Source organism: Variovorax sp. Varisp41 (assembly GCF_047325085.1).
In the GTDB taxonomy this organism is placed as follows: Bacteria; Pseudomonadota; Gammaproteobacteria; order Burkholderiales; family Burkholderiaceae_C; genus Variovorax.
Map to the genome: position 1 here is coordinate 2,241,559 of NZ_CP168540.1, position 19,651 is coordinate 2,261,209.

Sequence of the window (19,651 nt, forward strand, 5' to 3'; positions counted from 1 at the left end):
AGCGCCCTATGCGCCGCACGGTCGATTCCACTTGCCGAGAGGCGATCGCGGCATGTTCAGAAGTGCTTGCGCGGTATCGTGCAGAACGCCAATTCATATGTTTCCAAACAACGATTCGTGATCGACACGCAGCCGATCCGGCGCTTTGATCCATGTTGACAACGTCTTCCGAGAAGCGCCCATGGGCTCACTGCGCCTCGTTCGAACGCCCGGCGTCCCGGCTCGCAGCGGGTGCGGGAGCGGCCCCGCCCGTCGACGGAAAGCCCAGCGTGGTCTCGTCGAACTTGAAGCGCAGCCGCAGGTAGGCGCCCTTGCTCGTGTATTCGTTGGCCGTGAGGTCGCGGTCGTTCAGGCCCACGAAGTTGTAGCCCGCCGACAGCCACAGGTTCTTGTAGACCTGGTAGCCGAGCTCGAAGCCGAAGGTCTTCTGCAGTCCACCGCCCTTGCCGTAGAGCAGGCCGGCCTGCACACCCCAGTCCCAGTCCTGGTTGATGTCCTGCGTGTAGCGCGCCTGCACCAGGTGCGCCCAGTACGTGCTCGCGAGCAGGCTGTCGCTCATGCGGCTGAGCTTGCCCGCGTAGCGCGCCATCACCACGCGCCCGGGCGCGGGGTTGTAGTTGAGGTGGGCCGAGACGATGTCGGCGCTGGTCCTGCCCGGCAGGCTGGCGCCGTTGTCGGCGCCGAACACGCTGCTGCCCTGCAGCGCGCCGGCCGCGTTGCCCCCCCCCACCACGTTCTCCGAGCGGCGCTCGTAGCGCGCCAGGGCGTTCCAGGTGTCGTCGTCCACTGGGCGATAAGCCACGCCGATCTGGTGGCGCTGCAGGTGGCGCTCGTTGCCGGCGTTGGTGCCCTGCCCTTGGCTGCTGCTCATGATGCTGCGCGCCAGCAGGCTCCACGAGGGATCGAGCTTGTAGGCGAAGCCCGCGCTCAACAGCCGCGTGTTGGCGTCGTCGCCGCGGCGCACTTCGAACACGCCGCTGGTCTTGAGCCGGTCGGTCATGTACTCGATGCCGCTGGTGACGGCGGTCGATTGCCCGAGCCCGCCGGCATAGCCGGTGCCGTTGTTGCCGCTGTTGGCGTAGCCGCCCAGGTTGCGCGTGTGCTCGATGCCGCCGGTCACGCTGATGCGCTCGGTGAGCTTGACGGTGTTGCGCACGCCGATCGCGGCCTGCACGCCACGGCCGTCGGCACCATCGGCGAGGCGGTACTCGTTGTACACGCGCCCACCCTCCATGTAGTTGCTCTCGATGCCGACGATGCCGGTGTTGTTGTTGCGCGCGCTGTCGAGCGCATAGGGGCCGTAGAGCGAGGAGATCAGTTCGTAGCGCCCGTAGACGCGGGTCTTGTCGGTCACGGCGTAGTTGCCGCCGATGGCCAGCACCCGCTTGTCGCTGTGCTTCAGGTCCTGCTCGCCCTCGATGAAGAGCTGTGCGTTCGGCACCCACGGCAGTTGCGTCGACAGCCGCGCGCGCAGGGTGGTCAGGGTCTGCGCGTCGACGCCGTTGGCGGCCACGGCCGCGCCCAGCACGGTCACGCTGTTGGCGCCGATGCTGCTGCTCGTCTGCGCGTTGTAGGTCGAGATCTGGCCGTAGTCGAAGCCCGAGTTCGAGCCCATCGCCTCGTTGCTCTGGCCATGGCGCAGCCCCACTTCCACCGCGGTCTGCTCGCCGAGCTTCTTCTGCGCGCTCAGGGTCAGGCCCTTGCGTTCGTCCGTCTGCGCGGCGTCCTTGCTGTAGAGCGCCTCGGCGCGCACGGCCAGCGTGGGATCGACGCGATACTCGGCACGCGCCGAAGCCTCGGTGCGGCCCGCCGAGGAGCTCGCGCCGGGATTGTCGAAGCCCTCGCTGGTCTTGGTCGCGAGCGCCACCACGGCGAGCTTCTCGTCCTGGTAGCGCGCCTCGATGCGCGCGCCATGGCCGCTGCCCTTCTCATCGGACTGCGTCTTGACGACTTCGCCCGCCACGGTGGTGTTCTCGCCGATGCGCGCAATGCCCGTGACCGCCTGCAGCTTGCGCCTGTTCTCGGGGTTGCGGTCGGTGCTGACCACCACGCCGACCTGCACGGTCTCGGCGACCTTGAGCTGCACGTCGACGCCCGCCACGATGAACTTCGGCCCGCCCGAGTCGACCTCATAAGTGACGCGGATCGACTGCGGATTGAGGTTCTGGTCGACCGAGGCGATCGCGCGCGTGAACAGGATGCGGCGCGTCAGCGGCTCGACCGTGTAGTCGACGAAGCGCGTGACCCCCGTGCGCTGCAGCACGATGTTCGGCTGGTTGCGGTCGCGCACCACGATCTCGACCTGCTCGCTGTTCTCGACGAACTCGCCGTTGCTGCCGCTCAGGTAGTACGGCCCCGAGGTGCCGACGGCGCGGAACTCCTCGACCTGCTGCGTCTGCGCGGTGCGCGAGGCGTAGCTGGTGGCGCGCACGCGCTCGTCGTCGTAGACGTGCTTCAGGCCCGTGAGCGACCGGTTGCTCTGGCTCAGGTTGCGCACCTCGGTGCTGCTGGTGGTGGTGAAGTCGCCGTACAGCAGGTAGGAGCGGTTCCTGTCGATGCGCACGTAGAGCTTCTGCGTGCTCTGCGCGTCGAAGCCCTTGACCGAGGAGTCGCCGTAGATCGGATAGAACTCGTCGGGCCGGATGTCGCGGAACAGGCGGCCCTTGCGCTGCTTGTCGGAGTCGTAGGCCGCGGTCAGCAGGTACTCGCCCTTGATCGCGCCCTTGAAGAAGAAGGCGGCGCGTCCACCCGCGCGGCTGCTGCCGCCTTCGTTGCCGAGGCCCGTGAGCTCCGACTCGAAGGCCGCGCCGGCCGGCATCGCGCCCAGCGGCAACTTGCCGCGCTTCGTGAAGTCGAGCACGCCTTCGACGATGCCCACGCCGATCATCGGGCGCAGTTCGGGCGTCAGCGCGAGGCGCACTTCCTTGACCAGGTTCGCGGCCGTGACGCGGATGCGCGCGTCGCCGGGCTCGCCGGGCGGCAGCAGCCTGAACTCGGCGCTGCCGCCTTCCATGAAGACCTGGGTGCCGGGTTCCTCGGGGTTCAGGTCCTCGGTGAGCCAGCGACCGCGGTCGGCCTCCAGCGTGAGTTGGGTGCGCGCGGTGACGGGCACGCCGGCGGCGTCCGTGAGCCGCACGGTGACGACGACGGGCGTGCGCAGGTCGGCCTGGGCCGACGCGGGCAGGTCGAGCTCGATCGCCGAGAGCTTGTCGGGCGCGACGACGGTGATCTCCCGCGCTTCGCCGCGCAGGTTGCCGAAGCCGTCCACGGCCTCGAGCCGCAGCGTGTTGGCGCCGGGCTTGAGCGTCACGCCGATGTATTCCCAGGCCGCGAGCTTCTTCGAGGGCAGCTGCGACTTCTTGCCCACGCGGCGATCCTCCACCGCGGAGCCGTTCACGCTGAGGCGGAAGCCCGCCCCATCGCTGCCCTTGACGCGCACGTTGATCGAGGTGCCGGCCACCGTGTCGCGGTCCTTCAGGTCGATGAAGCCCAGTGCGTTGTTCTCGATCTTCGGCAGCAGGGTTTCGAGTTCCACCGGGCTCGGCGCGGCCGGCGCCAGCAAGGGCACGTTGCGCGGCTCGAGCATCGCGCCGCCCAGCCCGATCGGGCGCGCGGGCGGGGTGCCGCCAACCGGCGCGAACAGGCTGCCGGCGGGACTTGTCGACGGCGTGCCGCCCAGCGGCGCATTGGCACCGAGCTGGTTGCCGAGCGTGCCGCCCATGGAGCCGCCGGCGCCGCCGACGAAGGTGCTCGGGTTGGCCGGCGGCGCAGGCAGCGCGATCAGCGGCACGGAGGTGGTCTGCACCGTGCCCGTGCTGCCGCCGGCCAGTGCCTGGCCCGAGGCCGGCAGGCCGCGCAGATCGCCGGCCGGCACCACGCGGCCCTCCGGATCGAGGCGCAGCCGCACCTGGGCTTCGGCCTCGGTGTCGGGCTTGGCCGCGATCGCGGCGCGCCGTGCCGCCACGTCGTCGAGCACCGCCTTGTCGTCGCAGTTGGCGATGACGAAATTGGCCTTGTGGAACTCGCCCTTCTTGAGGTCGAGGAAGCGGCTCTCGGGCGCGCCCGCGTTGCGGTTGTCGAGGATCTCGAGGCGGGCGCCCGCGGGCAAGGTGAGCTGGTCCACGCGCAGCACGTGCGTCACCGGCTTCAGGCCGTAGAGGCTCCACTTGCCCTCGACGTCGGTCACGACGTGCGTGCCGTCCTCCAGGTACAGCCGCACGCCCGGCACGCCGATCTCGTCGGCGCCCTGCTGCCTGCCGTCGCGCTTGCAGTCCATGTAGACCTTGCCGAAGGCGAAGGCATCGTCGGCGAACACGCCGCCGGTGACGCGCAGCGTCCAGCTCGCGAGGTTCGACTGGATCGGGCCCGAGCTGGCGCGCGCACGGTTGATCGCGTCGCCATCGGTCGGCGCGCCGACGCCGATGCGCACGCGGTAGCGCACCATGGCCGACTGGTCGGGCGCGATGACCAGCGCGGGATAGTCGAAACGCAGCCCCGGGCCGGCACCGCCCGCGGGGTTCGGCACGATGGCGCCATTGAGCCGCGCGCTGTTGGCCACGTAGGCGAAGCCCGGCGGCAGCGTGTCGCTCAAGCTCACGCCGGTGACGGGAAAGCCGGTCTTGTTGGTGACGGTGAGCGCGTAGTCGACGAAGTCGCCGAACTCGGCCTGCCGCTTGCTGCCGTCCTTGCGCAGCACCAGGCCCAGGATGTTGCCGGGGTCCAGCGGGATGTGGTTGTTCGCGACCTCGCAGGCCGAGCCGTCGGTGTGGGTGCCGGTGCGCAGCTGGAGGTAATGGGTGGTGGGCTCGCCGTTCTGCGGCGCCGCGGGGTTGGGCACCACGGCGCCGCAACTGGCGAAGCTGCCGGCGGTCGCGGGGAGGAGCTGCGACGGCGCGACGTAGCCGCTGCCCGCGGGCGGCGCCACCTTCAGGCCGTAGCTGCACATCGCGCCGGCCGGCGGCGGCTGCATGTGGAACTGGTAGGCGCCGTCGGCGCCGGTGCTCATCGAGACGCTGCCGTCGGGGTTGAAGGTGTAGAGGCCGGACGTGCCGCCGTTGAGTTCGGCCGCGGTGATCGGCGTGGTCGCGCCGCTGCTGCACGACTGGCGCGCGTAGGTCGCCACCGCGCCGGCCACGGGCTGGCGCGTGAGCGCGTTGTAGACCACGCCCTGCGGATCGACGAGCAGCGACCGGACCGTGGCCATGGCGGCGGCCACCACCGAGCGCGGCGTGACGTTGACCGTGTTCTGCTCGAAGGCCGCGGCCCAGGCCTTGTTGTTCAGCGCGACCCGGCTGCCGATCGCGGCCGGCTTCTCGGTGACCCGCACGGTGAAGCTCAGCTGCTCGCTCTGGCCGGCCTCGAGCGCGCGGCTGCCGTCCGTGAGGCTCAGCGCGACCTCGGTGGGGAACTGGAACGGATCGGCGCTGTCGTGGTGCGCGCGGTTGCAGGTGGCCCGGCCCGTGAAGCCCGGCGCCGCCACCAGGCGGCCGCCCGCCACCTTCGGCCGGCCCACCAGCTCCCACGACGCGACCTGGCCCTCGGCCTTGTCCATGTCGAAGCTGCAGTTGAGGTTGTCGATCAGCCGCAGGTTCGGCGCGGCGGCCGCGCCCGTGTTGCTGACCTTGAGCACGTAGTCGAGCTCGAAGACGCCCGGCGCCACGCGCCGCGCCATCGAGGCCTGCTTGCTCAGCAGCAGCGTCGGCAACTGCGTCGACACCGGCGTGGGCACGCTGTTGTTGTTGGGATTGCCGTCGCCGTCGGGGTCGGGGTTGTCGCCATTCATCGAATCGTCGAAGGCGCCGGCCGCGCCGCCGGCCGACAACGCGCCCGAGGCCTTCACGCTGTTGAGCAGGGTGCCGCTGCGGCCCGTGAAGTTGATGCGCGCCTCGAACTCGACCGTGACCTGCGCGCCCGCGGGCAGCACGGCGCCTTCGGCCAGCAGCTTCTGCGCGTTCGCCGTGCCTTTAAACGCGGGGTTCGCCACCGCCACGAGGCCGCCGCCGTTGCCGCTGGGCGCCGGCACGATGGCGACCGAGCCCGGCACGATGGTGTACTGGTTCGCGGCCGGCACGGCCGCGGCCGTGTAGCTGCCGAACTGGGTCTCGCCCGGTCCCTCCATGAGGTCGGTGGCCTGCGCGTCGTAGAGCCACGAGGCGCCGTAGTTGCGCAGGTTGACGCGGAAGCGCACGTTGGCGGTGCCGTCGGGCTTGCCGTCCGCGCCCTGGTTGAGCCGCGGCGCCGAGGCGGCCTTCGCCACGCCGATGCGCGCCTGGCTGGTGGCGATCACCACCGTGTTCGACGGCGCCGTCGTCGGGCCCGTGCCATCGTCGTACTGGCCCTGGGCCGTGTTGCGGATGTCGTCGCCAGGGGCGGCATCGACCTTCACGGCGAACTGCATCGCGATCGATCCGTTGCGCACCAGCGGCGCGGGAATGCCGATCGCGACCTCGATGACCGAGGCGTCTTCTGCCCGCTCCTTGCGGTAGCTGAACTCCGCGTCGCCCGGCAAGCGATAGAGCTTGATCGCGCCGGCCGCCGCGGTCTGCAGCGAGCCCACGATGTACTGGGTGCCTTCGGGCACCTTGTCGCGGATCAACACCAGCGCCATCGGCACGCGGTCCACGAGCAGCGGCGTGTTGGTCGGCGCCACGATGCCGCTCGGCTTCGCATCCTGCGCGCCGATGTTGGTGCCCGACACCGTGAAGTCGATGCGCGTCTGGCCCGGCACGACGAAGCCGGGGTAGCTCGCCGACTTGACGAGGCTCAGCGCCGCCGCATCGCCCACGACGACGGTGTCGCGGTTGCTGGCCTGCAGGCGCTGCAGCGCCGTGGTGGCCGTCAGCCCGAGGCAGGCCGTGCCGCGCGCCACCATCGGGATCGTGCCCTGCACCAGCAGCGCGGCCGCCTCGCCCGGCTTCAGCGTCAGCGCGCCCGGCTTGTCGAGCGCGAGCACCGGGTCGACGGGATCGGACACGCCGTTGTTGTTGGCGTCACGCAGCACGCGCAGCGCCGACAGGTCGAGCGTGTCGGCGGCGCAGCCGGCCGCGTTGTTCGCCAGCGCGATCGTGTAGCTCGAGGCGACGTTGCCCGTGTTGGTCAGCAGGTGGTTCAGCGTGACGATGCTGCCCGGCGGGCGGCTGAGGGTCTGGTCCTGCGTGAGCACCAGCGCCTCGACCGGCAGCACCGTGGCGATCACCTCGTTGGAGGAGATCGTCTCGGTCTGCGCCATGCCGCCGGGCACGTACGTTCCGGTGGCGATGCTGCGGATGACCGTGCCGCCCGGCGCGGCCGCGGCATTCGCCTGTGCCATGCCGCCGAGCAGAAACACCACGCCTGCGGCGAGCGCGGCAGCGAATCCGCGCCACGATCGCAGGCTGGAGCCTCTGAGCTTGGAAGTCGACGACATGCGGTGAACTCTTGGAAAGCCCGGCAACGGGCCGGAAGAAAAAAGAATGGGAGACGAACAGGGGCTCCCTTTCCCTTGCGCCTTCGCACGAGGACGCAAGGGAAAGGCGAACGGCCTTGGAAGGAAGAAGGAACCGGCAGGCCGAAGCCCGCCGATCCCATCGTTCAGCCGACGCTTACTTGTTGACCTTCACCGAGAAGGTCAGCGTGGCCTTGCCGCCGGGCGCGACCGTGTTGGTCGCGCTGCCGCAGGACACGGACGTCGGGGTCGCGGCGTAGTTCGCCTGCGCGAAGGCCGGCGTCACGCCCGCGGAAACGCACTGATCCTGCGGTTGCACGCCATCCGGTGCGGCCGTCAGGCTCGTATAGGCCGGCACCGCGTCGTTGATCGACATGTTGGTCACCGGCGAGGCGCCTTCATTGGTCGCGACGATGCGATAGACGATGCACTGGCCCGGCTTCACCGTGAGTGCCGCCGACGAGCTCGGCACGATGGTGCCCTTGCACTCCTCGTCCTTGGCCTGGAGCTTGATCAGGCGCATCTGGCCCGAGATGACGGTGCTGATGTCGGTCGCCGAGGGCGCACCGCACTTCGCCTGGTCCGGGAAGGTCACGGTGACCGTCGCCGTGTCGGTGGCACCGGCCGTCGCGCCGCCCGGTGCGAACACCTTGACGAGCAGCTTGTGCGCCTTGCCACCGCTCAGGTCCACGGTGGGGCCGACCTGGCCGTTCGCGCCCACCAGCGTGTCGCCGGTGTCGATCTGGCCGTCGCCGTTGTTGTCGATGTACAGCGCGGTGGTCCAGCCCGCGGTCACGTCCGCAGCCGGCAGGACCGCCTTGACGTTGAACTGCGTGCCGCAGCTCTGCGCGCCGGTGATGGTCAGCGTGTGGGCGTAGATCACCGAGCCGCCGGGAGCGACCTGGCCTTCGTTGTTCGGCGTCAGCGTGGCACCGTAGGTGTCGGCCGCGATCACCTTCACCGCGTCGAGCTTGGTGTCGATCGCCACGGCGCCGGTGGAGGTCGGGCCCGTCGACTTCACCTGGAAGTAGATCAGCTGAGACTCGATGGACGCCTGCGACGCGGGCGGCGTCACGCAGGCATCGACCGCCACCTGCGCGCCGGCAGCCACGTTCACCGTCGTCATTCCGCTCGCCGAGCACGCGGTGCCGCCGGCCACGAACTTCACCGTCCAGCCGCTGGGCAGGCTGCCCGGGAAGTTGTTGGTCTGGCTCGCCGCGAGGCTGAAGGCGTTGTCCTTGGTGTCGTTGTTCCTGATGAACAGGTTGAAGACGGCGGGAGTACCGGCCGGCGTCGTGGTCGTGGTCGTCGGGGTCGGGCTCGGGCCCGTGCCCACGTCGCCGTTGCCCGCGTTGCCGGAGGTGCCGTTACCGGTCGGGGTATTGGTCAGGTCGACCAGCACGCCGATCAGGCTCGTCAGGATGTCGCGCGTGGCATCGAACTTGGTGCTGTCCTTGCTCGAGGTACCGAGAACGATGGCTTCGAACGGTCCGTTCGGCAGCGGCGTGGGCGCCGACAGTGTGACCGCCAGCACGATCCTGACGCTCTGGCCGGGCCGGATCGGACCGGTGTCGACGATGCCGTCGTTGTTGGTGTCGATCAGCGGCGCGGAACCACCGTCGGCGAAGAAGCGGAAGGTCGAACCCGCGGGGAACTTGCTGACGTCGGCCGTGAGGTTCACCGTGTCGTCCGCGTTGCCGGTGTTGAACACCGTCTGCGGGAACTTCACCGTGGAGCCCGCGACGCCGGAGGCCAGGGTCGTCTGGTCGGCATCCGTCGTGAGCGGCGTACCCGCCGTGGCGTCCTTCGACGCGACCGGGCTCGCCGAGGCGTGCGTGGAGCCGAGCACGATGCCGTAGCTGCCCGACACCTCGAAGGGCGAGGGGTTGGTCGGTGTGGTCGGATCGGTCGGCGGGTTGGTCGTCGTCGTGCCGTCCGGCACCTTGGTCGGAACGTACTCGGCCTTGTTGGTCGTGGTCGTTCCACCGACTTCGGCGGTGCTGTTGATCAACACCACGAAGCTCACGGTCTGCGTCACGTTCGGGGGCAGCGAGGCCACCAGGAAGCTCAGCCGCTGGCCGTCCGCCAGGAAGTCGATGCCGACCGGATCGCCGCCCGCGCCGTCACCCAGCGCGGTACCGGGCGCGTTGCTCCAGACCGCGGAACCCGGCACGTAGGTGAAGCCGCTCGGCAAGGTATCGGCCATGTAGAACTTGCCGGCCGCGCCACCCGTGTTGTTGAAACGCAGCGTGTAGGTGGTGTAGAGGCAGTTCGGATCGTTCGACGTCGCGCCGGCGATCGTTGCCGGGCAGGAGGCCGCCGAACGCGGACCGCTGGTCCTGGCCGCGGGCCAGACACCGCCGTTGGCGACCCAGCTGACCGCGGGAACGCTCAGGCTCTTGGAGGCGTTGAAGGCCGCATCGGTGGTGAGCACCACGTGGTCGACGTCGGCCACCTTCTGGTTCGCCAGCTCGTAGAGATCGAGCGTGGCGGGCACCGCGTTGATGGTCGCGGGCTGCGGCGACGTGAAGTTGGCCGCCGTCGCCGTGCTCGGAATCGAGTACGCCACGACGAACGGGAAGGTGCCGTTGCCGCCCGCGACCGTCTGCGCGGGCACCGTGCAGACGGCGCCCGGCGTGACCGAGCACAGTGCATTGGTGCTGTCGGGCACGCCGTCGGCGTTGGCATCGGCGAACACCTCGATCTTCGAGAAGCCGTTCGGCGGTGCCGTGGTCGTGTCGATCGTGATGGTGAACTTGTCGGCGCCGTTGCCGGTGTTGGTAAGCACGTGGGGCGCATAGACGATCGCACCCGCGGCGCCGATCTTCTTGTTGATCACGTCCGTGGTGACCGTGGTCCGGCCGTCCAGGTTGAACGAGCCGACCTGCTGCACCGTCGTCTGCACGAGGTTCGAGGTCGCGAGCTGGCTGGCGCCATTCGGGTCGAGGTAGGTGGCCGAAGCCTGGTTGCCGATGATGGTGTTGGCAGGCGGTGCCGCGGCGAGCGCATCGGAGCTTCCGAACAGGAAGCTCATGGTCAGAGCTGCGGCGCCCGCCCAGAACGCACGCGGCACATGGCCGGCGCGACGGGCTGACAAGGTAGGAATCACGGGGTTTCTCCTCGGTGGTTAAGGGTCTGAAAAAAGACGAACGCACCCCGGCCGGCGATTTCCAGCAAAGGAAACCGGCAAGAAAAAGCGGACGGGGAAAGAAAGAGGACGGGCCCTCGGCGCGACGCGAGGCCGGGGGCCGTCAGCGGCGCGGACTCAGCGTGCGGCGCGCACGGCCTTGGCTGGCTCGGCCGTCACCGCGGAGGCAACGGGCGCGGCGGGAGGCACCACCTCCTCGACCTTGGCGCGCGCAGTGACCGCGGTCACGCCCTTGGCGGGCAACTGGCCCAGCTCCCAGCGCAGCGCGCGGTACTCGGCATAGGGAACCGGTTCCGGCTTGCCGTTCACCTGGCGCGTCAGCGGCTCGGCCGCGAAGACGCCCTCCTTGGTCGCCGCCTTGACCAGCGTCGCGCCGGGTTTCGCGGTCTTGGGCAGGTACTCCAGCCCCTCGGGAATCGGGAGGTTGGCCACCAGGCCGCTGACGCTGCGACCCGTGTGATTGGTGTAGGTCGCCGTGTATTCCAGGATGTCGCCCGGCTTGACCGAGGCGGCCTCCACCAACTGCTCCTTGCCCTGCGGGTCCTTGATCACCTTGGACTGCTTGAGCACCACGGCCACGCCCTTGTCCTGAGCCGCGCCCGCCACCACGGGCGCGGTCTGCACGCCCTGCGCCGAGGCCACGCCTCCTCCACTCAGCGCCACGACCATGCCGAGCCCCAGGCTCAGCCGCACCGTCAGCCGAGCCACGGGTCCGACCAACGAATTCAAATGAAATGCACCACCGATCGACATGAACAACCTCAGCCTTCCCAAGATGAATAACCAACTGGCGATCCGCAAGACGTCGTTGCAACGTCGCCTTCCGCCTACAAAAGAGTGAACAATTATTCTTTATACGATTGCCGATTCGCCACCACGAGCCCTCTTCACGTCGACTTCACACGAAAAACACGCAAAAACTACTAACTTGTTCACGCACCAACTTCGTGCTTCGTGGTTTTTTAGAGAGTGTTTGCTCTCTTTTAGAGAGCTCCAGGCGTTCCTCGAGTCAGTCGGGGATCGACAGAATTGACCCGCGGCCCGCCGCCGTGGCACAAAGCCGGCGATGGCAGCACCCGCCGAACCCGTCGCCTACCCGGCGCACCTCGTCGAAGACTGGCGGCTTCGCGATGGCCGCGCGGTGCGCATCCGCCCGATCCATGCCGACGACCTCGCGATGCACTCCGCCTTCGTCGCGGGCCTGTCCGACCGCACCGGCTACCACCGGCTGTTGTCCCCGCGCAAGCCCCAGCCCGACGAACTCTGGCGCATGACCCACATCGACTACGCGCGCGAGCTCGCGCTGATCGCCACCACCGAGGTCGACGGCGCCCGGCAGCAGATGGGCGTGGTGCGCTACGTGCGCGGCGACACGCCGGAGACGGCCGGCATTGCCGAGTTCGCGGTGGTGATCGCCGATGCCTGGCAGCGCCACGGACTGGCGGAGAAACTGATGCGCGCGCTGATCGCGGCGGCGCGCGATGCGGGTGTGCGGCAGCTGGCCGACATCACGCTCTACGACAACCTCGCAATGATCGCGCTGGCGCGCAAGCTGGGCTTCAAGGTGCAGCGCGATGCGGGCAACCCGAACGTCAGCCGGCTGCGCCTCGCGCTCGACCCGCCCGGCTGACTCCCGCCGGCAGGCCGAGCAGCCTCAGCGACAGCTCGCGCCCGCTGCCGACGCATGCAAAGACCGCCCCGCCCGGCACGCTCCATGCGTCGCCCTTCCCTGCCCATCGGAAGCGCCCCAAGCGCCCCGAAAAGCGCATCGAAAGGATTCAGTAACCAAGTTAAACAAACTTAAAACTACTTCCTTATGATGCGAAACCTTTTTTCGCCGGAAGCAGAGAGACCCGTCCATGGTTCAGCTCGCGTTGCGTCGTCCGTACACCTTCATCGTCATGGCGATGCTGATCGTGCTGGCCACGCCCTTCGTCCTCTTGCGGATGGCCACGGACATCTTTCCGGAGATCAACATCCCGGTGGTGTCCGTCATCTGGAACTACACCGGCCTGCCGGCCCAGGAGATGGGCCAGCGCATCTCGGGCCAGGTGGAGCGCGGCCTGACCACCACCGTCAGCGACATCGAGCACATCGAATCGCAGTCGCTGGCGGGCGTGTCGATCATCAAGGTGTTCTTCCAGCCCACCGCCAACATCGAGATGGCGATCTCGCAGGTGGTGGCCTCGATGCAGGCCCAGGTGCGGCAGCTGCCGCCGGGCATCACGCCGCCGCTGGTGATCAAGTACTCGGCCTCGAGCGTGCCGGTGATCCAGCTCGCGCTGTCGAGCCCGACGCGCTCAGAGAACTCGCTGTTCGACGCCACCGTGAACCAGCTGCGCCCGCAGCTCATCACGGTGCCGGGCGCGGCGATCCCCTTTCCCTACGGCGGCAAGAACCGGCTGATCTCGGTCGACCTCGACACCCAGGCGCTGCAGGCGCGCGGCCTGTCGCCGTCGGACGTGGTGAATGCGATCAACACGCAGAACCTGATCCTGCCCTCGGGCACCGCCAAGTTCGGCGCCACCGAGTACGGCGTGCGCATGAACGGCTCGCCCGACGCGATCGCGGGCCTCAACGACCTGCCGATCCGCACCGTGAACGGCGCCACCGTCTACGTGCGCGACGTGGCCTACGTGCGCGACGGCTTCTCGCCGCAGACCAACGTGGTGCGCCAGGACGGCGTGCGCGGCGTGCTGCTGTCGGTGCTCAAGAACGGCGGCGCCTCCACGCTGGACATCGTGGCCAATCTGCGCGCGATGCTGCCCGTGGCGGCGCAGACCATGCCGCAGGACATCAAGATCACGCCGCTGTTCGACCAGTCGGTGTTCGTGAAGGCGGCCGTCAAGGGCGTGGTGTTCGAAGCCATCCTGGCCGCCGCGCTCACCGCCGCGATGGTGCTGCTGTTCCTCGGCAACTGGCGCAGCACGCTGATCATCGGCCTGACCATCCCGCTGTCGATCCTGGCCTCGATCCTGGTGCTCTACGGCCTCGGCGAAACGCTCAACCTGATGACCCTGGGCGGGCTCGCGCTCTCGGTCGGCATATTGGTCGACCAGGCGATCGTGACCATCGAGAACATCGAGCGCCACCTGCACATGGGCACGCCGCTCAAGGAGGCGATCGAGGTCGGCGCCGGCGAGATCGGCAACGCGGCCTTCGTCTCCACGCTGTGCATCTGCATCGTGTTCGTGCCGATGTTCTTCCTCTCGGGCGTGGCGCGCTTCCTGTTCGTGCCGCTGGCCGAGGCCGTGGTGTTCGCGATGCTGGCCTCCTACCTGCTGTCGCGCACGCTGGTGCCCACGCTGGTGATGCTGCTGATGGGCGGCGTGCACGGCCAACCTGACGAGAACGCGAAGCCGAGCGCGCTGCAGCGCGTGTACCGCGCCTTCGACCGCCGCTTCGAGCGCGTGCGCCGCGCCTACACGCTGCTGCTGTCGGCCCTGCTGTCGCGCCGCGGCGGCTTCATCGCGGTCTTCCTCGGCTTCTGCCTGCTGTCCTGCCTGCTCTATCCGGCGCTGGGCCGCGACTTCTTCCCGACCGTGGACGCCGGCCAGATCCGGCTGCACATGCGCGCGCCCACCGGCACCCGCATCGAGGAGACCGCGCGGCTCACCGACCAGGTCGAGGCCGCGATCCGCGAGCTGGTGCCGCCCGACCAGCTCGAGACCATCCTCGACAACCTCGGCGTGCCCAACAGCGGCATCAACCTCTCCTACAGCAACGCCGGCACCATCGGCACCTTCGACGCCGAGATCCTGATGTCGCTGAAGGACGGCCACCGGCCGACCGAGGAGTTCGTGACCACGCTGCGCGCCGAGCTGCCCAAGCGCTTCCCGGGCATCGAGTTCTTCTTCCAGCCGGCCGACATCGTCACGCAGATCCTCAACTTCGGCCTGCCGGCGGCCATCGACGTGCAGTTCAGCGGCAACGACATCGCGGGCAACGCGGCGCGCGCGGCCGAGCTCACCAAGGCGATCCGGCAGATCCCGGGCGCGGTCGACGCCCACGTGCACCAGCGCCTCGACGGACCCTCGGTGGACCTGACGATGGATCGCTCGCGGCTGCAGCAGTACGGACTGACCGCCTCCAACGTGGGGCAGAACGTGCTGATCGCGCTGTCGGGCAGCTCGCAGACCGCGCCGGCCTACTGGCTCAATCCGCAGAACGGCGTGGTGTACAGCATCGCGGTGCAGACGCCGCAGTACAACGTCGACTCGCTCGATTCGCTGCTCAACATCCCGGTCGGCGCGGCCGGCGCGGCGGCGGCACCCGGCGGCGCTCAGCAGCTGCTGGGCAACCTGGTCGACGCGCGCGCGGCGCGCCAGCCGGCGATCCAGTCGCGCTACAACATCGCGCCCGTGATCGACGTCTACGTCAGCGTGCAGGGCACCGACCTCGCGAGCGTGGCGAGCAAGGTGCAGGCGCTGGTCGACGAGATGCGGCCCAAGCTCTCGCGCGGCAGCCGCGTCGACATCCGCGGCCAGGTGCAGACCATGCGGTCCTCGTTCATCGGCCTGGGCGTGGGCCTGGCGATGGCGATCGTGCTGGTCTACCTGCTGATCGTCGTGACCTTCCAGTCCTGGCTCGACGCCGCGATCATCATCACCGCCCTGCCCGCCGCGCTGGCGGGCATCGCCTGGATGCTGTTCATCACCGGCACCACGCTGAGCGTGCCGGCGCTCACCGGCGCGATCATGACCATGGGCGTGGCCACGGCCAACTCGATCCTGATGGTGTCCTTCGCGCGCGAACGGCTGGCCGCGGGCATCCCGCCGCTGTCGGCCGCGCTCGAGGCCGGCGCCACCCGCATCCGCCCGGTGCTGATGACGGCGCTGGCCATGATCATCGGCATGATCCCGATGGCGCTGGGCCTCGGCGAAGGCGCCGAGCAGAACGCGCCGCTGGGCCGCGCCGTGATCGGCGGCCTGCTGTTCGCGACGGTGTCGACGCTGTTCTTCGTGCCCGCGGTCTACGCGGGCGTGCACAGCTGGCTCGCGCACCGGCGCGCCGCGCACGGCGGCGGCGCCCATCCGCCGGCCGGCGCCACCGCGCAGGAGCACTGAGCGATGCCCGCGCCATCCGATCTTTTCGACACCTTGTTCGACTTGTTGTACCTGCCGCGCGCCGAGCCCTCCCACGGCCGCGCGGCCCGCCACGGAAACGGCCCCGCGCCGTACAGCGCATGACAGAGCAACGCCATTCGGCCCTGGCCATCCACCCCATCGCCGCCGACGACGGCGACGGCCCCGAGCTGCTGCGGCGGCGCCAGATCGTGCGGCGCACCCGCTGGCTGGTGCTGATCGTGCTCGTGCTGCTGGCGCTCGGCGCGGCGCGCACGGTGTTCGTGCGCATCGCCAACGCACGAGAGCTGCAGGCCAGCACGGTCGAGCATGCCAAACAATACGTGCAGACCGCGCTGCCGCGCACGCCCACGGCGGGCCAGAAGCTGGCGCTGCCGGGCACGCTGCAGGGCTACGTGCAGTCGCCGATCTCGGCGCGCGCCAGCGGCTACCTCAAGCGCTGGACCAAGGACATCGGCAGCCGCGTAGAGAAGGGCGAGCTGCTGGCCGAGATCGAGACGCCCGAGATCGACCAGCAGCTGTCGCAGGCCATCGCCGCGCGCAACCAGGCGGCCTCGGGCCTCGAGCTCGCGCAGAGCACGGCGGCGCGCTGGGAGAACCTGCGCAAGAAGGACGTGGTCTCGCAGCAGGACCTCGACGAGCGCCGCAGCGCCGTCGCGCAGGCCACCGCCAACGTGGCGGCCGCCGATGCCAACGTGCAGCGGCTGAAGCAGACCGAGGGCTTCAAGCGCGTGGTCGCGCCGTTTGCCGGCGTGATCACGCGGCGCAACGTCGACACCGGCGACCTGATCGATGCCGGTGCCGGCGGCGGCGCGGGCCGCGCGCTGTTCGTGCTGGCGCAGACCGATCCGCTGCGCGTGTACATCAACGTGCCGCAGGCCTATGCCCAGCTCGTGAAGGCCGGCCAGCCGGTGGTGGTGACGCAGGCCGAGCTGCGCGGCCAGAAGTTCAGCGGCCAGGTCGCGCGCACCGCGGGCGCCATCGACACCACGACGCGCATGATGCAGGTCGAGGTCTCGCTGCCCAACCGCGACGGCGCGCTGCTGCCGGGCGCCTACGTGCAGGTCGAGCTGCCGCTGGCCGCGAGCGGCACGCTCACGGTGCCGGCCAATGCGCTGCTGTTCCGTGCCGAAGGCACGCGCGTGGCGGTGGTCGATGCGCAGGGCCGCGTCGGCCTGCGCCCCGTGACCTTGGGCCGCAACTACGGCGAGAACGTCGAGGTGGTCGACGGGCTCGCGGGCACCGACCGCATGGTGCTCAATCCCTCCGACTCGCTGGCCGATGGCGACATGGTCGCGGTGGCGCCCGATGCGCCGGCCGATGGCGCCAAGCCCGGCGCGGCACCGGCTGCAGCACCGGCGGCGGCCAAGAAGGAACCCGCGTGAGCATGCGCCGTCCCGCCCTCGCGGCGATCGCGCTCGCCGCCGTGATGCTGGCCGCGGGCTGTGCGGTCGGCCCCGACTACAAGGCGCCCGAAACCCCGCTGCCCGTGAGCTGGAAGCTCGAGGCGCCGTGGCGCGAAGGCACGCCCAGCGACATCGCCGACAAGGGCCCGTGGTGGAAGCGCTATGGCGACCCGCAGCTCGACGCGCTGCAGGACCAGGCCGTGGCCGGCAGCCCCACGCTCGCCATCGCCGGCGCGCGGCTCGCGCAGGCGCGCGCCACGCTGGCCTCGAGCTCGGCCGCGCAGTACCCGCAGCTCGGCCTGGGCACGCGCGCTTCGCGGCTCAAGATCTCGGCCAACCGGCCGCTGACCAACTACAACACCGCCAATTCGTCGACGGTGCAGAACGACTTCGCGCTCTCGCTCAACGCCAGCTACGAGCTCGACCTCGCGGGCCGCGTGCAGCGCAGCGTGGAAGGTGCCACCGCCTCGGCCGAGCAGTCGGCGGCCGACCTCGCCAACACGCGGCTGCTGCTGTCGGCCGACGTGGCGAGCAGCTATTTCAACCTGCGCTCGACCGATATCGAACTCGACGTGCTGACGCGCTCGATCGCGCTGCAGCGGCGCGCGCTCGAGCTGGTGACGGCGCGCCACGACCTGGGCGCCGTCTCGGGCCTCGACGTGGCGCAGCAGCAGGCGCTGCTCGAGACCACGCTGACGCAGGTCGACGTGCTCAAGAAGCAGCGCGCGCAGTATGAGCATGCGCTCGCCACGCTGACCGGCACGCCCGCGCCCTCGTTCGCGCTGGCGACCGACCTGCGCGAGATCCGCCCGCCCGCGGTGCCGCTGGGCGTGCCCTCCGACGTGCTCGAGCGCCGGCCCGACGTGGCCTCGGCCGAGCGCGCGATGGCCGCGGCCAATGCGCAGATCGGCGTGGCGACCGCGGCCTTCTATCCGAGCATCCTGATCGCGCCCACGGTCGGCGTCGACAGCCGGCTGATCGAGTCGCTGTTCGATGCGCCCAGCCTGTTGTGGTCGGTGGGCGTGTCGGCCACGCAGGTGCTGTTCGACGGCGGCCGCGTGCGCGCGGGCGTGGACTTCGCGAAGGCCGGCTACGACGCCACCGTCGGCAACTACCGCCGCGTGGTGCTGACCGCGATGCAGGAGGTGCAGGACGGCATCGACGGCCTCGCGGCGCTCGAGCGCGCCACCGCCCAGGCGCAGTCGGCCGTGGCCGCCGCGAGACGCGTGCTCGACATGGCCAACAGCCGCTACGAGGGCGGTGCCTCGACCTACCTCGACGTGATCACCGCGCAGCAGTCGCTGCTGACGGTGGAACGCCAGGCCGCGCAGCTGCAGGGGCAGCGGCTGCTGACCTCGGTGTTCCTCGTGAAGGCACTGGGCGGCGACTGGTGCGGCGACGGCAACGCGGACGCCGCGCTCGCATCTAGAACAGGCTGCCCTGCCCCGGCGCGCCAGGTGGCCGAAAAGCGCTGAGGTCGAGCGCGATGCGCTCTCGGTTGAAGCCGATGCGCGCGGTCGCCTTCTCGAAGCGCTGGCGCAGCAGGTCGGCCCACAGGCCAGTGCCCTTCATGCGCGTGGCGAAGTCGGCGTCGTAGTCCTTGCCGCCGCGCACGTCGTGGATGCGCGCCATGATGCGATCCGCGCGCTGCGGGTAGTGCAGCGCCAGCCACTGCTTGAACAGCGGCGCCACCTCCCAGGGCAGCCGGATCATGGTGTAGAAGGCGCTGCGCGCGCCCGCCTCCCAGGCCGCCTCGAGCACCTGCTCCATGTCCTCGGTCACGAACGGAATCTGCGGCGCCACGCTCACGCCCACCGGCACGCCGGCCTCGGCCAGCGTGCGGATGGTGCGCAGCCGCCGGTGCGGCGCCGCGGCGCGCGGCTCGAGCTTGCGCGCGAGTTCGCCGTCGAGCGTGGTCACGGTCACGTACACCGCCGCCAGGCCGCGCGCGGCGGCCGGCGCGATCAGGTCGAGGTCGCGTTCGATCGCGCTGGACTTGGTCACCAGCCCGAAGGGGTGGTTGACCTCCGACAGCAGCTCGATCAGCGAGCGCGTGATGCGCAGCTCGCGCTCGATCGGCTGGTAGCAGTCGGTGGCCGTGCCGATCGCGATGTGGCTGGGCCGATAGCTCTTGCGGCCCAGCTCGCGGCGCAGCACCTCGACCAGGTTGCGCTTGGCGATCAGCTTGGTCTCGAAGTCCAGCCCCGGCGAGAGGTTGAGGTAGCTGTGCGTGGGCCGCGCGAAACAGTAGATGCAGCCATGCTCGCAGCCTCGGTAGGGGTTGATCGAGCGGTCGAAGTAGATGTCGGGCGAGTCGTTCTCGTTCATGGCCGACTTCACGTCCTCGAAGCGCACCTCGGTGGCCAGCGGCTCGAGCTCGTCGGCTTCAGCTGCGTTCTCCTCGAGCGTGCCCCAGCCGTCGTCGAAGGCATCGCGCTCGTCCTTCGAGAAGCGGTGCGCGAGCCGCGTGGCGGCGCCGCGGCCCTTGATGGCATGGATGGGGATGTGGGCGGCGGGTGGCATGGCGCGACTCCTTCGCGATCTCGATACTGTTTAAACATACAGTATTTCACCATTCGCTCAGCCTTTG

Annotated in this window: 8 protein-coding genes; 4 read left to right on the plus strand and 4 right to left on the minus strand. The window is 69.7% G+C overall.

Going from position 1 to position 19,651, the window contains the following annotated elements:
• Positions 1 to 187: 187 nt before the first annotated feature.
• The 3 genes from ACEN9J_RS10600 to ACEN9J_RS10610 all read right to left on the minus strand — a co-directional run bounded on the left by ACEN9J_RS10600 (position 188) and on the right by ACEN9J_RS10610 (position 11,279).
• Positions 188 to 7,405, minus strand: a complete 7,218-nt coding sequence (locus ACEN9J_RS10600) for a hypothetical protein (RefSeq protein ID WP_413764007.1) — start codon at positions 7,403 to 7,405, stop codon at positions 188 to 190.
• Positions 7,406 to 7,580: 175 nt separating this feature from the next.
• Positions 7,581 to 10,457, minus strand: a complete 2,877-nt coding sequence (locus ACEN9J_RS10605) for a hypothetical protein (protein ID WP_413764008.1) — start codon at positions 10,455 to 10,457, stop codon at positions 7,581 to 7,583.
• A 231-nt stretch (positions 10,458 to 10,688) separates the two neighbouring features.
• Positions 10,689 to 11,279, minus strand: coding sequence for a hypothetical protein (locus ACEN9J_RS10610; RefSeq protein WP_413764009.1), 591 nt, complete (start codon positions 11,277 to 11,279; stop codon positions 10,689 to 10,691).
• 358 nt (positions 11,280 to 11,637) lie between these two features.
• On the opposite strand from ACEN9J_RS10610, the gene ACEN9J_RS10615 reads away from it, so the two are divergent.
• The 4 genes from ACEN9J_RS10615 (at position 11,638) to ACEN9J_RS10630 (ending at position 18,536) form a co-directional block, all read left to right on the plus strand.
• Positions 11,638 to 12,201: a GNAT family N-acetyltransferase gene (locus tag ACEN9J_RS10615; protein WP_261210481.1), complete on the plus strand. Its 564-nt coding sequence runs from the start codon at positions 11,638 to 11,640 to the stop codon at positions 12,199 to 12,201.
• A 229-nt stretch (positions 12,202 to 12,430) separates the two neighbouring features.
• On the plus strand, positions 12,431 to 15,637 hold the full coding sequence (locus tag ACEN9J_RS10620) for an efflux RND transporter permease subunit (RefSeq protein WP_413764010.1): 3,207 nt from the start codon (positions 12,431 to 12,433) through the stop codon (positions 15,635 to 15,637).
• A 119-nt stretch (positions 15,638 to 15,756) separates the two neighbouring features.
• Entirely contained in the window at positions 15,757 to 17,040 is a 1,284-nt protein-coding gene (locus ACEN9J_RS10625) for an efflux RND transporter periplasmic adaptor subunit (RefSeq protein ID WP_296724941.1), read from the plus strand.
• Positions 17,041 to 17,042: 2 nt separating this feature from the next.
• Complete coding sequence (locus ACEN9J_RS10630) at positions 17,043 to 18,536, plus strand: efflux transporter outer membrane subunit (RefSeq protein ID WP_413764011.1); 1,494 nt, start codon at positions 17,043 to 17,045, stop codon at positions 18,534 to 18,536.
• On the opposite strand, the gene ACEN9J_RS10635 is transcribed toward ACEN9J_RS10630, so the two are convergent.
• Positions 18,487 to 19,584, minus strand: a complete 1,098-nt coding sequence (locus ACEN9J_RS10635; RefSeq protein ID WP_261210477.1) for a PA0069 family radical SAM protein — start codon at positions 19,582 to 19,584, stop codon at positions 18,487 to 18,489. The genes ACEN9J_RS10630 and ACEN9J_RS10635 overlap by 50 nt on opposite strands.
• Between the last annotated feature and the right edge of the window lie 67 nt (positions 19,585 to 19,651).